Source organism: Haloarchaeobius pelagicus (genome assembly GCF_051207375.1).
Taxonomy (GTDB): domain Archaea; phylum Halobacteriota; class Halobacteria; order Halobacteriales; family Natrialbaceae; genus Haloarchaeobius.
Genome location: NZ_JBPJZD010000001.1, coordinates 916,497 through 930,918, shown reverse-complemented (window position 1 = coordinate 930,918; position 14,422 = coordinate 916,497). Strand labels below are relative to the sequence as shown.

The following is a 14,422-nucleotide window of genomic DNA, read 5'->3' as shown; positions in this document are numbered from 1 at the left end:
GATATGCAGAAGTAGCGGGATGGGATAGCCAGGAGATTCCGGCGGGCTCATAACCCGCAGATCGGTAGTTCAAATCTACCTCCCGCTACTTTTGCGACGAACAACGACGAGGAGCAAAGCGACGAGTCCGTGAGTCGCAAAGTAGAAACGAGGAGATTTGAACCAGCGAGCGAAGCGTCAGCGGAGCGAGTGAGGTTCAAATCTACCTCCCGCCATCCGTCCACGAACACCGACGAGAACCGAAAGTCTATACTCCTGTTCTGGCCCTGACTCAGTCCTCCCGTTCGCCCAGCACCGCCTCGACCGCCCCGGTTCCGTCCTCGACGAACCCGCCGTGGTAGCAGAGGGTTCGCTCGAACGAGAACTCCGAGAGCGTCTCGATGGAGTCGACTGCGAGGTCCTCGTCGAGTGGGACTCGCGGGCCATCGATGTCACCGTCGGGAGCGTGAAGGGCGTCGGCAGAGAGGAGCAGTGACGCCTCCTCGAAGTAGAGTGAGATGTGCCCGGGGGCGTGCCCGGGCGTGAACACGACCGCCATCGGCCCGGCAGTCGTCCGGAACCGGTCGCCGTCGGAGAGTTCGACGTCGACCGGGACCGGCGGATATCGCTCGTCGTCCAGCTTGATGGGGTGCTCCCGGCCGTCGACGTAGGGGGCGCACTCGCGGTGGGCGAAGACGACGGGGTCGGCATGCTCGATGACTGCCGTGAGACCGCCGGCGTGGTCGACGTCCTGGTGCGTCAGGAGCACTGCCCAGATGTCGTCCCAGTCGAACCCGGCCGCAGCGAGCGCTGCGTCGAGCTGGTCGACGGTTGGTGGCAGCCCCGTGTCGACGAGGATGAGGCCGCAATCCGTCTCGACCGCGGCTGGGCTGATGGTGAGTTCCTGGTCCTGCACCTCGAGTGTCAACGGCAAGGCGTGGACGCCCTCTGTTATTTTCACGGCGGAAAGATTGGACAACAGACACATAAACGGTTGTGATTCGTGCTAGTGTGGGACAGGCAAACCCGTCGAAGAGCGACGTGACGGTGGTCAGTCGTCCGCCGAGACTTCGGCTTCGGCCACAGTCTCCCCCTCGACGAGGTGGCAGGCGGCGGTATGGTCCTCTTCGACGCGCTCGGTCGCCGGCGCCTCCTGCGCGCATGGTGTCCAGAACGCGTCTGCGAGCAGGTCGGTCGCGGCGTCGGTGTTCTTTGCCAGCACCATGTCGATAGCGTCCGAGAGCGTCGACTCCGCGTCGGCCTCGGCGAGTTCACCGGGCAGGTCGAACTCGGCGCGGAGGGCACGCCGAAGGTCGTCCTGTGAGAGCGCGGTCTCTGACTCACTCCCGGACCGGGCGAGTGCCAGCTCGACCACACCGTCGCGGTCGATGCCGCCGTTCTCGACCTGCTGGCGGAAGTCGAGGAGGCGACGCCACTCCTCCTGCGGGAGGTCGACCTCGTCGGGCTGGATGACAACCGGGCAGCGGGTGTGGAACCGGCAGCCCGAGGGTGGGTTCTCGGGGCTGGGCACGTCGCCGGTGAGTTCCATCCCGAGGCCGCGCTTGCGCGGGTCCGGCTCCGGAATCGACCCGAGCAGCGCCTTCGTGTAGGGGTGCTGTGGGTTCTGGAACAGCTCCTCGGTGGGAGCGACCTCGACGATCTCGCCGAGGTACATCACGGCGACGCGGTCACAGATCTCGCGGATGACTCCCATGTCGTGGCTGATGAACAGCATCGACAGGCCGAACCGGTCCTGCAGGTTGCGCATGAGCGAGAGGATCTCGGCCTGGATGGACACGTCGAGCGCGGACACTGGCTCGTCGGCTACGACGAACTCGGGGTTGACCACGAGCGCGCGGGCGAGGGCGATGCGCTGTTTCTGGCCGCCCGAGAACTCGTGGGGGTAGCGGTCGAAGTCCGACGCAGCGATCCCGACCCGGTCGAGGAGGTCCTCGACGATGGCGCGCCGGCGCTCGGGGTCGTCCATCCCGTGGACGATGAGCGGTTCTGCGACGGACTCGCCGACGGACATTCGCGGGTCGAACGAGCTCGTCGGGTCCTGGAATATCATCTGCCCGGACCGCCGGAACCGCTTCAGCTGGGTGTCCGAGAAGCCGAGCACGTCGCGGTCGTCGCGGTCTGCGTCTGAGTGACGCCGCCCCGTCCCGAAGAGCCCGGCGACTGACGAGCGCCCGCCGTCGTCGCCCGGTACGTCACCGTGGAACAGCACCTCGCCGTCCGTGGGTTCTTCCAGTCGGAGGAGGGAGGTCGCGGCCGTCGACTTTCCGCAGCCAGACTCGCCGACGAGACCGAGGGTCTCCCCGCGGTAGAGCGTGAAGTCGATGCCGTCGACCGCCTTCACGCGGCCGACCTCGCGGCGCAGGAGTCCTTTCGTGATGGGGTAGTGCTTCTTCAGGCCGCGGACGGTCAGCAGCGGGTCGCCCTCTCGTGTCGGCTGTTGCTGGTCGCTCACTGTGTGTCACCTCGGCTGGTCTCGGACTCGCAATCCGCCGCATCGTCGACCTCGGTTCCGCCATCGGTCCGGCCGGTTCCCCAGCCGGTGTTCGCGTCGTCGCTCCAGCCCTCGCTCTCGGCCGCGCCACCGGAGCCGTTTCGGACGGTGCTGGCGTCGTAGCCTGCCTGGTAGTAGACGCAGGCGGCCTCGTGGGTCTGGCTGCCGTCGGCGACGGGCACGAGGGGCGGGTGGTCGCCCTCCCGGCAGGCGTCGATGGCGTGCGGGCACCGGTTCGCGAACCGGCAGCCGTCGGGTGGATGCTTCGGGTCCGGCAGGGTCCCGGGAATCCCCTCCGCGCCGGTTCGCCGGCCGGGGAGGCAGTCGAGCAGCGCCTTGGTGTACGGATGTGACGGGTTCTCGAATATCTCGTACACGCCACCGGTCTCCATCACCTTGCCAGCGTACATCACGACGACGCGGTCGGCGACCTCCGCGACGACGCCGAGGTCGTGCGTGATGAGCAACATCGCCATGCCGTACTCGTCCTGCAGGTCCCGCAGCAGGCGGAGAATCTGGGCCTGGATGGTCACGTCGAGCGCGGTCGTCGGTTCGTCCGCGATGAGCAGGTCCGGGTTCGCGGCGATGGCCATCGCGATGACGACGCGCTGTTTCTGCCCGCCGGAGAACTCGTGGGGATAGTCGTCGATGCGCTCGCCGGCCGTCGGGATGCCGACCCGGTCGAGCAGGTCGATGGCCCGGGTCCGGGCGGCCGCTTTCGAAACGTCCTCGTGGAGTCGAATCGCCTCGATTATCTGCCGACCGACGGTGTATACCGGGTTCAGCGACCCCTGCGGGTTCTGGAACACGTGGGCGATACGGTCCCCGCGAAGCTGGCGGAGTCGCTTCGTCGGAATCCGCGAGAGGTCGTCGCCCTCGAAGCTGACCCGGGACGCCTCGACGCTCCCCGGCGGCTCGCGGACGAGTCGCGTGATGGACTCGCTGGTCACCGTCTTCCCTGAGCCGGACTCACCGACGATACAGACCGTCTCGCCGCGGTCGACGTCGAAGGAGACCCCGTCGACCGCGTGGACGGTCCCGCCGTCGGTATCGAACGTGACCGAGAGGTCGCGGACCTCGAGCAGCGACATCAGGCACCACCTCGCGGGTCCAGCACGTCACGAAGCGCGTCTCCCAGCACGCTGAACGAGAGCACCGTCACGGCGAGGAAGACGACCGGGATGGTCGACATCCACCAGCCGTCGGGGAGGAACTTCAGCGAGATGCTGACGGTCTCGCCCCAGGAGATGAGCATGATGTCGTTCAGGTTCAGGAAGGCGATGGCTGCCTCCGCGAGGATGAGCTGTGGGATCTGCCGTGTCACCGACGTGAGGACGGTGTTCGACACGTTCGGGAGGACGTGGTGGAACATGATCCGCGTCTTGCCGGCACCGGCGCTCTCTGCCGCGGTGATGTAGTCCTCTTCGCGGCGCTGGAGGACCTCCGAGCGCACGAGGCGGGCGGCCCCACCCCACGAGAGCAGGCCGAAGACGAGGACGAGGACGAACAGACTGCGCCCGAACACGTGGACCGTAATCATGTAGACCACGATGGCGGGCACCGTCTGCTGGATGTCGACGTAACTCATGAGCAGGTCGTCGACGATGCCACCGACGTAGCCCGCGACCGTGCCGGTCAGCGTCGCGAGCGGGACGATGAGCACCGACGAGATGAGCGCGACCTGGAGGGCGATACGCATCCCGTCGAACACCAGTTTGACCATGCTCTTTCCGTAGCGGTTCGTGCCGAGCGGTTCGGCCCAGGAGCCGTAACAGCCACCGGAGACGGCCGCGGCCCCCTCGCAGCTCGTGGCGACGACGCCGGTCGCGAGCGGGTCGAAGCCGAGGAAGCCGTAGAGGACCGTCTGAACCAAAGCGAAGCCGGCGACGAACAGGACCGCGAACGCGCCGCCGACCACCGCGAGCCCCCGGAACGTCTCGCTACCCAGCCCGAGGTTGGTTCGAACGGCCCAGGCGGCGACCGCGACGAGGCCGGCGAGAACACCGGCCCCCGCTGCGAGTGTCAGTGGTGCAATCGGGAAGACCGAGAACAGGACGGCCAGTGGCGTCGAGACGAGGAGCGAGACCAGTCCGAACCGGGCGATCGCCCCGGTTATCGGCGCGATGGCTGCCAGTTCGCGGTCACGGTCGAGCTTCGCCAACAGTACCCAGCTGCCGAGCAGCGTCACGCCGAGGAGGACGAGCAGCGTGAACAGGTCGATGCGACCGAGCGGGGTTCCGAACGAGACCGGCGGCTGCGAGGTGGCCGAGACGTCCGTCGAGGGACGGCCGACGATTATCGTGCCGACCACACCGAAGACGAAGAAACAGACGAGGTACCCGAGCGCGAACGTCGCCGACTTGTTCTTGCGGAGTTCGGCCGCATATCGCTTCGTCCGCGCCATGTCGTCGACGAGCGGCGCGACGATGTAGAAGCCGAACACGAGCAAGGAGAGCATGAACACCCAGTCGATGCCACGGACGTCCCAGGTGAAGGGGTCCTGTACCCCCTGTTGCAGCCCGACGTTGTGGAAGAGTGGGTCGGGGGCGGCCACGAACACGTCGTACAACAGAAGCAGGAGAATCGCGGCGACGCTCAGCAGGAACAGCCAGCTCCGGCGGGTCAGGACCCCACCTGTCGGTTCGACCGCGTCCCAGTCGATGGTCTCGAACTGGGCGCGGTCGGACCCGCTACGTGTCGCCATCTCTCTGCACCTCCGATGTCGAGGGACCGGGGCGAACCGTCATTCGTGAGCCAGACATATTGCCCGAACCGTAAAAAGGTACTAAAATGTCAAACTGATATTTAACATTGGAACCACCCAACAGCAGTCGATTTCCAGTGAGCGAGCCAGCTTCGACACCTGTTTTTATTAGTTCAGTGGGTGACCGGTGAACCGAACGATGCTCTCCACCCGCGCGACAGCACACACAGGAGGCGGCCACCCATGAGTATGGGACGAAAGCTCCTCCGGCGGGGTGCCTTCGCACTCTTCTCGACGTATCTCGTCATCAGTATCGCCTTCGGCGTCATCGCGCTCACCAACGACCCGAACGTCGGCTCGGTGGCCTACGGCGCGATGACGACCGGGCAGGACGTGGACAAGGCCATCGCGGCCTACCGCGAGGCCCGCAACCTGAACGACCCGCTCGTCCAGCGCTGGGCGAAGTGGCTCGTCGGCATCTCGACCGGTGACTGGGGAATCTCCTACAGCACCGGGCAACCGGTCCTCGACGTCATCGGCGACCGGGCGGGGATGACACTCGCCTATCTCGTGCCCTCTATCCTCCTCGCCGCGGTGTTCGGTATCAGCTTCGGGGTGTTCGCCGCGTTCCGCCAACACACGTTCAGCGACAGGCTGGTCACGACCGTCGCCTACCTCGGGCTCGGCGTCCCGAACTTCTGGCTGGCGTACATCCTCGTCGACGCCATCGTCAACCAGCACAACATCATCGGGTTCCCCTACCCCATCGAGTCCAGCCAACTGTTCCACCTCGGGTTCACGCTTCACTGGGGCGTCCTGCCCGGGCCCGAACTCACGACCACGCAACAGTACTACCTGCTCCCCATCGCCACCCTGACCACGGCCCTGTTCGCGGGACAGTTGCGCTACGCGCGCGCGGAGTCGCTCGAATACATCGACACCGAGTTCGTGAAGATCGCCCGCGCGAAGGGTGCCGGTCCCATCCGGGTCGCCCGCCACGTCATCCGCAACGCCGCGATTCCGCTGGTCTCGCTTTTCTTCACGGACATGCTGAGCGTCCTCGTCCTCAGCGTGTTCGTCATCGAGTCCGTGTTCAACATCGACGGTCTCGCCGCGCTCATGCTCCAGGCGGTGAGCGCGCGGGACATGCCGCTCATCCTCGGCGTGACGATGGTGGTCGCGTTCGTGGGTATCGTCGGCAACTTCGTCCAGGACATCGCCTACACGGTGCTCGACCCAAGGGTCGGGAACGACGCGGAGTGAAACGGATAGAACAGTGACAGTCGGTCGACTCAGTCGTCGCCGTCTTCGTCGATGATGACGACCTCGCCGTCGACGACGTCGACGTTGATGAGCGTCTTCACGTCGTAGGGCGACTCCTCGATCTTGTTCTCGCCGCCGACCTTCTTGATGACCGCGACGCAGTCGACCACGTCCGCGCCGATCTCGTCGAGCGCGCCGAGGACCGCGGCGAGGGTGCCACCGGTCGAGAGCACGTCGTCGAGCACGAGCACGCGGTCGCCCTCGTGGACGTCGTTGATGAACATCTCGTTCTCGGAGTAGCCGGTCTGCTGGGCGAGGGACACCTCACCCTCGAGGCCGTACTCGCGCTTCCGGATGACCGTCAGCGGGATGTCGGTCATCAGGGAGACGGCCGTGGATATGTGGATCCCCATCGCGGCCGGTGTGACGATCTTGTCGACCTCTTCGAGTTCGGCCTTCCGGATGATGCGGATGACGATCTCGCGAAGGAGTCCGGGGTCGAGCTGCGGGACGCCGTCGCTGATGGGGTGGACGAAGTAGTGGTATCCGTTCTTCTCGATGATCGGCGCGTCGAGGAGGGATTCCTTGAGTTGGTCCATGTCGTAGGTCGGGGGAACCAGCAATAAAAGCTGACGATTATTGCGCCGTCTCTACGAGACGGTCTTGCTGCTCAGGATGGACGAGCTGTCGCCCTTGCGCCAGATGACCTGGACCGAGTCGCCGGTCGAAACGTCTGCAGTACCACCCTGAAGGACGAGTTGGTTGCCGCCCGTGATTTCACCGCCAGCCCAGTCGTCGGCACCGACCGCCCACGACCCCTGTTGCCCGTCGTTCCACGCAATCGTCCCGTTGACGAACACCTCGATGTTCCCCGATTTCACGTCGTCACCACCGGTGTGGGTCAGGTTGACGTACTCGGTCCCCGAGCCGTCAACAGCGAAGTCGTACCCGACGACGACGTTCGGTGATTTCTGTGTCACCTGCGAGCCGATATCGAGGACGAACGCCCCGACGGCAGCAGACAGCACGACCGTCACGGCCACCATCAGCACGACACCGATGACCGGCGAGAGTGCGTCGTCGTCGGTTACGAGGGCCCGGAGTTGCATCTGGTCCTAATCGGTGACACGGTGGTATAAACGGAACGGCCAAGCAGGTCGCGAGTTCCCGCGAGGAATCGAATCAGCGCGTCATTCGAGGTCGAGTTCGGGCGGGACCTCGAGGTCGCCCAACCGCATGTTCTGCTCGTAGTAGATGTGTATCGCGGCGGAGACGGTGAACGAGACGGAGATGAGCATCGCCCAGGCCACGTCGGGCAGCACGGTGAACGGGTAGACGTTGCCCCAGACCGCGGCACAGAGCGCACAGCTGACGGCCCCGAGCGAGAGGTAGTACTCGCGCCAGGGGAGTTCGCTGCCGGGGACGATCTCGAGGTAGATCGAGAGGTCTTTCGTGCGCGTGGTGGGTTCGATGAGCCCCGAGTCGGAGTCGTACTCGATGATGTTCGCCTCCGCCATCCGGGGGAGGTGGGTCTGCTGGAGGGTCGTGTAGACGCGCTTGCGCTGTTCGGAGGTGACCTCTTCGCAGGGAGTGCGGTACTCCCAGGCGGCGACCTGGGTCGCGAGGTCGCCGAGTTCGACCGGTTCGCCCCGTCGTTTGAGGTACTGGAGGACGAAGCGGCGTCGCTGGTTGCGGAGAACGTCGAATATCTCGCCCTTGGAGAGCCGGCCGTCGATGACGGTCGTCTGACTACTCATGGCCACCTCGACACACCGATGTCACGCTCGCCCGTCTGTAATCACAGCCGCGGTGCATCGTATCCTATCGTGCATCGGGGTCGTACATAACGTTTCGTACTGCGCTGAACGTGAGCGACCGCTTTAAGAAGACATAAGTCGGGTTCGTCGTACGTTTCGAGTAGCTATGACACCGGACCTTGCGGTCCTCCTCGCCCTCGTGGGCCTGCCGTTCCTCGGCGCGGCCGCCGTCCCGTTCGTCTTTCGCGTCCTCGGTGAACGGACGGCGTACTTCGCTGCGGCCGTCGCGCTCGTGTGTCTCGGGCTGGTCTCTCAGCTCTACGGCACGCACGGCAGTGCCGGGGTGGAGTGGATACCGACACTCGACGTATCCCTGCGGTTCTACGTCGACGGACTCTCGCTGCTCATCGCCACGCTCGCCACCGGGGTGGGGGTCGCCATCCTCACCTACTCGGGTGGGTACATGCACGGCGAACCCGGGCAGCCGAAGTACTACGCCACGCTGCTGGCGTTCATGGGGTCGATGCTGGGCGTCGCGCTCGCCGCCGACCTCATCACCCTGTTCCTGTTCTGGGAGCTGACGAGCCTGACCTCGTTCCTGCTCATCGGGCACTACACCGACCAGGAATCCTCGCAGTACGCCGCCCGCAAATCCATGCTCATCACGGTCGCAGGTGGCCTGTTCATGCTGGTCGGCTTCGTCATCCTGCACACGGTCAGTGCCGACGCGCTCGGCCAGGCGACGTGGGCGCTGTTCGGCGGCGAGAACGCCATGCTGGGCAGCGCGGAGAACGCCGAGGCGATGCGTGCCGCGATGGAAGAGAAAGGAATCTTCTGGCTCGTCCTCGCGCTCATCGGCATCGGCGCGGCGGCCAAGTCCGCGCAGGTGCCCCTGCACATCTGGCTGCCGAACGCGATGGAGGCCCCGACGCCGGTCTCGGCCTTCCTGCACTCCGCGACGATGGTCAAGGCCGGCGTCTACCTCGTCGGCCGGATGCGCCCGCTGTTCATGCCCGAGGGCGCACACCCGGGTAGTCTCGAACTGTGGACGCTCGCGTTCGCGACGCTGGGCCTGCTGACGATGACCGTCACGGCCATCCTCGCGGTGTCGGCGACCGACATCAAGGAGCTGCTCGCGTACTCGACGGCCTCACATCTGGGCCTCATCGTCGCCGGCTTCGGCTTCGCGGGCCACCTCGGCGCCGAGACCGGCGCGTTCCACATCCTGAACCACGCGCTGTTCAAGGCGACCCTGTTCCTCGTCGCGGGTATCATCGCGCACGAGGCCGGGACGCGGAAGATAGCCGAACTCGGCGGCCTGCGCGAGGACCTGCCGTTCACCGCGGTCATCGCAGCCGTCGCCGCGCTCGGGATGGCCGGCATCCCGCCGTTCAACGGCTTCTACTCCAAGGAGTTCCTCTTCCACGGTGCGTGGGAGACCGGGGCCGCCTCGGGCGGCATCTTCTGGCTCATCCCCGTCGTCGCCGTCTTCGGGAGCGTCTTCACGTTCCTCTACTCCATCCGCTTCCTGATGCTGTTCTTCGGGGAGAAGCCCGACGAGCTGGGGCACGTCCACTCGCCCCCGCTGGCGATGCTCGCGCCGCCGGCCGTCCTCGCGACGCTGGCGGGACTCGTCGGCATCGTCGGCGTCACGTCGACGTTCGAGGTCTACCTCGGCCCGCTCGGTGGCTTCATCAACTCGTTCGTCGGCGAGGTCATCCACGCGGTCGAACCGCTGGGTGCCGAGTCCGAGACGTTCCACTACTACCTGCCGACGAAGGCGAGTCCGTGGGCCGGCATGAGTGCGGCGACCATCGCGCTCGGCCTCGTCGCCTACCCACAGTACGACCGCCTGCACCACGGTATCCGGTCGCTCCTGAAAGGGCCGGTCCGGGCGAACTGGTGGTACGACAACGCCACCGAGGCGCTCAACCCCAACAGTGACCGCCTTCGGGACCTCGTCCAGAACGGCCTCCTTCGCACGTACGCGACGTGGACCGTCGCGGCGTTCGCGACCCTCACCATCCTCGGCTACGTGGCCGCCGGCGTCTCACCGAACATGCCGACGGGGCTCGGGTCGGCCCTCCCGCTCGTCCTGGTCGGGACGGTCCTCGTGGTCACGGCGATGCTGTTCAGCAACGCCTCGCTGCGGACCGCGACCGGCGTCGCTAGCGTCCTCGTCGCCGCCGTCGGTGGACTGTTCGCCTGGGCGGTGCTGGTCCAGGGCGTGAGCCTGACGACCTCGGTGCCCGTCGTGCTCGTGCTCTCGCTGGCCGTCGTGGCCGCGCTCGCGGTGAGCCGCGCGCCCTCGCACATCGCCGGGGTGCTCACGCTCTCCATCCTCGGGTTCATGGTGGCGATATTCTTCATCCTCGCCAACGCGCCCGACCTCGCGCTGACGCAACTGGTCGTCGAGACGCTCGTGCTGGTCATCTTCCTGCTCGTCCTCGACAAGCTCCCCGCGTTCTACGGCAAGTGGAGCCGGGTGCGCGTGCTCCGGGACGGGGCGCTCTCGCTCGTCGTCGGCGCGACGGTGTTCGTCACCGTCCTCCTGACGACCGCGAACCAGCCCGACACCATCGCGACCACGCTGGCTGCGGCATCCTACCCCGAGGCGGGTGGGACGAACATCGTCAACGTCATCTTGGTCGACTTCCGCGCATTCGATACGATGGGAGAGATAGCTGTCGTCGCGATGGCCGCACTGTCGGTCGTGACTCTGGTCGCCCTGCGCGAACGGGGTGAGACCGAATGAGCTACAGCGACGACACGACGGTCATCGCCCGGACGGTGGCACGCATCGTCGTGCCCATCATCCTGGTGACGGCGATCGCCCTGCTGTTTCAGGGACACAATCTCCCCGGTGGGGGCTTCATCGCGGGCGTGCTCACCGCCGCCGCGTTCGCCCTCATCTACGTCATCTTCGGGCTGGAGTACCTGCAGGACACCCTGTTCGTCCGTGACGTGCGGCCCTCACTCGGCATCGACCGGCCGGCCATCGTCACCGACTTCCGGAGCACGTTCGCCATCGGCCTGCTCGTCGCCGTCCTCAGCGGCATCGGGGCCATCGCGTTCGGCGACGCCTTCCTCAACCAGGTCGACGACACGTACCACGGCGAGGGCCTCGGCGTCGTCGGCGAGTTCGTGTTCGGCACGCTGTTCGAGATACACTGGGCGACCGCCTTCGCGTTCGACCTCGGGGTGTACCTCGTGGTCGTCGGTGGCCTCCTCACGATCCTCTCGGTGGTGGGTGGCGAATGACGGAGTTCGTCCTCGCCACGGTGCTCGGGCTCCTGTTCGCGCTCGGGACGTTCCTCATCATGCGTCGCGACATCGTTCGCGTCGTCTGGGGCGTGAGCATCATCTCACAGGCCGCGAACATGTACCTCGTCACGATGGGCGTGATGGATGGGGCCGTCCCGGTCCTCGGCCACCACGGCGAAGGGGCCGCGGGCGTCACCGACCCGCTGGTCCAGGCGCTCGTGCTGACCGCCATCGTCATCGGGTTCGGGACGACCGCGTTCGCGCTCGTCCTGACCTACCGCGTCTACCAGGAGAACGGGACCATCGACCTCGTGCAACTCGGTCAGGGAGGTGAAACCGACGATGTCTGAATACCCACTCGCCGTCATCGCACCGATACTCGTCCCGCTCGTGACCGCCATCCTCGCGCTGGTCGCGCACCGGACGAAGCGGCCCCAGCAGGCCATCAGCCTGCTCGGTGGCGTGGGCTACGTCGCCGCGGTCGCGTACCTGTTCCAGCAGGTCCAGACCGATTCGGACGCGATAATCACCTATCAGCTGTCGAACTGGGGCGCCCCGTTCGGCATCTCGCTGGTCGCGGACGACCTCGCGGTGTTCATGCTCGCGCTCGCGGCCGTCGTCTCGCTGGCGGCGCTCGCGTTCTCGGTACTCTACCTCGACGAGTCCGCCGAACGCGTCTCCTACCACCCGCTGTTCCACTTCATGCTGGTGGGCGTGAGCGGGTCGTTCCTCACCGGCGACATCTTCAACCTGTTCGTCTGGTTCGAGGTGATGCTCATGTCGAGCTACGTGCTCGTCGTGTTCTACTCCGGCCCGCAACACACCAAGGCCGCGCTCCAGTACGTCACCCTCAACCTCGTCGGGAGCGCGCTCATGCTGGTCGCCATCGGCGGCCTCTACGCGACGACCGGGACGCTGAACATGGCCGACCTGGCCCGCAGACTGGCGAACCCGGCCGAGTTCGGCATCGTCAGCATCGCGCCGGTCCTCGGCCTCTCGGCGGTCCTGTTCGTCGTCTTCGCGCTCAAGGCCGGTATCGTGCCGTTCCAGTGGTGGGTGCCCGCGGCGTACCGCGCCGCCCCCGCCCCCGTCGCGGCCGTCCTCGCAGGCGTCGTGAAGAAGGTCGGCGTGTACGCCATCATCCGGTTGTACTTCACCATCTTCGCGAACGCGGACACCGGCGCGCTCGACCTCGGGCTACCCGGGCTCGCGGGCGACTCGGTGCTCGCGTTCTTCGGGCCCGTCCTGTTCGTGATGGCCGGCGCGAGCATCCTCGTCGGCGGTATCGGGGCGGTCAACCGTGACAACGTCGACGACCTGCTCGCGTACTCCAGCATCGGCCAGGTCGGGTTCATCGTGCTCGCGCTCGCGTTCGCCGCGACGGCCATCGCCGGCGGCTCGGCGGACCAGCCACTGTCCGCTCCCGCGCCGTTCGGGAACCTCGCGGTCCTCGGCATCGCGGCCGCGCTCGTGTACTCGCTGAACCACGCACTGGCGAAGGGCGCGCTGTTCCTCGTCAGCGGGGCCATCAACACCGCCATCGGGACCATCGAGTTCGACAGGCTCGGCGGGCTGGCGAACCGGCTGCCGTTCCTCTCGGCCGCGTTCTTCCTCGCGGGGCTCGGGCTGGTCGGGATTCCGCCGTTCCTCGGCTTCTTCGGGAAGTTCCTCGTGTTCGACGCGGCGGTCAACGCCGGGTCTGGCGCCGGGGTCGCACTCGCGCTCGCCGGGGCGATACTCACCATCGCGTACTTCACCCGGGCGTGGAACCGCGGCTTCTGGGGGGTCCCCTCCGAGGCCGTCGACGTGGCCACGCGCCCGACCGGGCAGGTCGCCATCGTCCTCGCGCTCGCGCTCTCGGTCTTGCTGGTCGGCGCGGCGTTCGACCCGGTCGTCGCGGCGGCCATCGACGCGGCACAGGCCGCGACGAACACCGACGCCTACATCGAGGCCGTCCACCTCACCGACGGTCTCGGTAGCGGGAACGGAGGTGGCCACTGATGTCCGAGAACGAATCGACCCAGCTCGACACCGGTGCGGAACCTGGAAAGACGCGCAAGTGGCCGACCATCGGCGTCGTCCTGGCCATCCTCTGGCTGTTCGTCCGCGGTGTCCACTTCATCGACGAACCGTGGCTCGCGGCGGGCGAGTTCATCCTCGGCCTCGTCGTCGGGATGCCCATCGCCTACCTGTTCCGCCGGTTCTTCGCCCGGACGTACGGCGTGAGCCGGACGGTCCGCGTCGTCCCGGCCGCGGCCGCCTACGTCGGACTGTTCCTCTGGGAACTCATCACGGCGAACTACGACGTGGCCAGGCGCGTGCTCTCGCCGAGCATGCCCATCCACCCGGACGTCATCGAGGTGCCGCTGCGCGTCGAGACCGACGTGGCGGTCACCACCATCGCGAACTCCATCACCCTCACCCCAGGGACGCTCACCATGGACTACGACGAAGACAGAAACGCGCTGTACGTCCACGCCATCGCGGCGCGGGACCACGAATCGATCGTCAAACCCATCCGGCGCTGGGAGGACTACGCGCTCGTCATCTTCAACGAACGCCGCAGTCCCGGCTCGCCGGTGCCCGACCCGGAGACGCCGGGTGGGGATTCACCCGTCGCCTCGAAACAGCGCTCCGGAGGTGAGCAGGATGACTGAGGCCGCAGCCCCCGAGTGGCTCGGACTCGTCCTGCAATTCGGGCTCATCCTCGCCAGCGGCGTGACGCTTTTGTGTGCCTACCGGGTCATCCGGGGGCCATCGACGCCCGACCGCGTGGTCGCACTCGACACCATCGGGACGAACGTCGTCGCGATCGCCGTGCTGTGGGCGATGGTCCAGAACCGCGGGCTGTTCATCGACGTGAGCCTCGTGCTCGCCATCATCGGCTTCATCAGCACCATCGCGGTCGCTCGCTACGTGACCGAGGGGGACATCATCGAATAA

The 14,422-nt window shown here is 66.5% G+C and carries 14 protein-coding genes and 1 tRNA gene; 8 read left to right on the top strand and 7 right to left on the bottom strand.

Annotated elements, in window-relative coordinates; genetic code table 11:
- Window positions 1-13: 13 nt before the first annotated feature.
- Window positions 14-88 (top strand) — tRNA-Met (locus tag ACSC1S_RS04870).
- A gap of 183 nt (window positions 89-271) precedes the next feature.
- Here ACSC1S_RS04870 and ACSC1S_RS04865 read toward each other — a convergent pair.
- From ACSC1S_RS04865 to ACSC1S_RS04850, 4 genes are all read right to left on the bottom strand, one after another.
- Window positions 272-940 carry an MBL fold metallo-hydrolase gene (locus ACSC1S_RS04865; protein ID WP_435363392.1) on the bottom strand — a complete coding sequence of 223 codons (669 nt, stop codon included), beginning with the start codon at window positions 938-940 and terminating at the stop codon, window positions 272-274.
- Window positions 941-1,030: 90 nt separating this feature from the next.
- Window positions 1,031-2,452, bottom strand: a complete 1,422-nt coding sequence (locus ACSC1S_RS04860; RefSeq protein WP_435363391.1) for an ABC transporter ATP-binding protein — start codon at window positions 2,450-2,452, stop codon at window positions 1,031-1,033.
- Window positions 2,449-3,582 (bottom strand): ABC transporter ATP-binding protein, encoded by a 1,134-nt coding sequence (locus ACSC1S_RS04855; RefSeq protein WP_435363390.1) that lies wholly within the window; start codon window positions 3,580-3,582, stop codon window positions 2,449-2,451. The genes ACSC1S_RS04860 and ACSC1S_RS04855 overlap by 4 nt, the downstream gene beginning before the upstream one ends.
- Window positions 3,582-5,195 carry an ABC transporter permease gene (locus ACSC1S_RS04850; protein WP_435363389.1) on the bottom strand — a complete coding sequence of 538 codons (1,614 nt, stop codon included), beginning with the start codon at window positions 5,193-5,195 and terminating at the stop codon, window positions 3,582-3,584. Before ACSC1S_RS04850 ends, ACSC1S_RS04855 begins: the two co-directional genes overlap by 1 nt.
- A gap of 243 nt (window positions 5,196-5,438) precedes the next feature.
- On the opposite strand from ACSC1S_RS04850, the gene ACSC1S_RS04845 reads away from it, so the two are divergent.
- Window positions 5,439-6,458, top strand: coding sequence for an ABC transporter permease (locus tag ACSC1S_RS04845; protein WP_435363388.1), 1,020 nt, complete (start codon window positions 5,439-5,441; stop codon window positions 6,456-6,458).
- Between the two features lie 29 nt (window positions 6,459-6,487).
- On the opposite strand, the gene hpt is transcribed toward ACSC1S_RS04845, so the two are convergent.
- The 3 genes from hpt to ACSC1S_RS04830 form a co-directional block, all read right to left on the bottom strand.
- The gene (gene hpt, locus ACSC1S_RS04840) at window positions 6,488-7,057 is read right to left on the bottom strand and encodes a hypoxanthine/guanine phosphoribosyltransferase (RefSeq protein ID WP_435317771.1); all 570 of its coding nucleotides are present in this window, start codon (window positions 7,055-7,057) and stop codon (window positions 6,488-6,490) included.
- A 51-nt stretch (window positions 7,058-7,108) separates the two neighbouring features.
- Window positions 7,109-7,567, bottom strand: a complete 459-nt coding sequence (locus ACSC1S_RS04835) for an archaellin/type IV pilin N-terminal domain-containing protein (RefSeq protein ID WP_435363387.1) — start codon at window positions 7,565-7,567, stop codon at window positions 7,109-7,111.
- 81 nt (window positions 7,568-7,648) lie between these two features.
- Window positions 7,649-8,215, bottom strand: coding sequence for a DUF7344 domain-containing protein (locus tag ACSC1S_RS04830; RefSeq protein WP_435363386.1), 567 nt, complete (start codon window positions 8,213-8,215; stop codon window positions 7,649-7,651).
- A gap of 166 nt (window positions 8,216-8,381) precedes the next feature.
- Between ACSC1S_RS04830 and mbhE the strand changes: the two genes are divergently transcribed.
- The 6 genes from mbhE to ACSC1S_RS04800 are packed head-to-tail and all read left to right on the top strand — an operon-like array spanning window position 8,382 to window position 14,422.
- Entirely contained in the window at window positions 8,382-10,970 is a 2,589-nt protein-coding gene (gene mbhE / locus ACSC1S_RS04825; protein ID WP_435363385.1) for a hydrogen gas-evolving membrane-bound hydrogenase subunit E, read from the top strand.
- A complete protein-coding gene (locus ACSC1S_RS04820; RefSeq protein ID WP_435363384.1) occupies window positions 10,967-11,476 on the top strand; it encodes an MnhB domain-containing protein in 510 nt (169 codons plus the stop codon). Before mbhE ends, ACSC1S_RS04820 begins: the two co-directional genes overlap by 4 nt.
- Window positions 11,473-11,829, top strand: a complete 357-nt coding sequence (locus tag ACSC1S_RS04815) for a sodium:proton antiporter (RefSeq protein ID WP_261650702.1) — start codon at window positions 11,473-11,475, stop codon at window positions 11,827-11,829. Before ACSC1S_RS04820 ends, ACSC1S_RS04815 begins: the two co-directional genes overlap by 4 nt.
- Window positions 11,822-13,480, top strand: coding sequence for a complex I subunit 5 family protein (locus ACSC1S_RS04810; protein WP_435363383.1), 1,659 nt, complete (start codon window positions 11,822-11,824; stop codon window positions 13,478-13,480). Before ACSC1S_RS04815 ends, ACSC1S_RS04810 begins: the two co-directional genes overlap by 8 nt.
- Window positions 13,480-14,136, top strand: coding sequence for a Na+/H+ antiporter subunit E (locus ACSC1S_RS04805; protein ID WP_435363382.1), 657 nt, complete (start codon window positions 13,480-13,482; stop codon window positions 14,134-14,136). Before ACSC1S_RS04810 ends, ACSC1S_RS04805 begins: the two co-directional genes overlap by 1 nt.
- On the top strand, window positions 14,129-14,422 hold the full coding sequence (locus ACSC1S_RS04800) for an MrpF/PhaF family protein (RefSeq protein WP_435317763.1): 294 nt from the start codon (window positions 14,129-14,131) through the stop codon (window positions 14,420-14,422). The genes ACSC1S_RS04805 and ACSC1S_RS04800 overlap by 8 nt, the downstream gene beginning before the upstream one ends.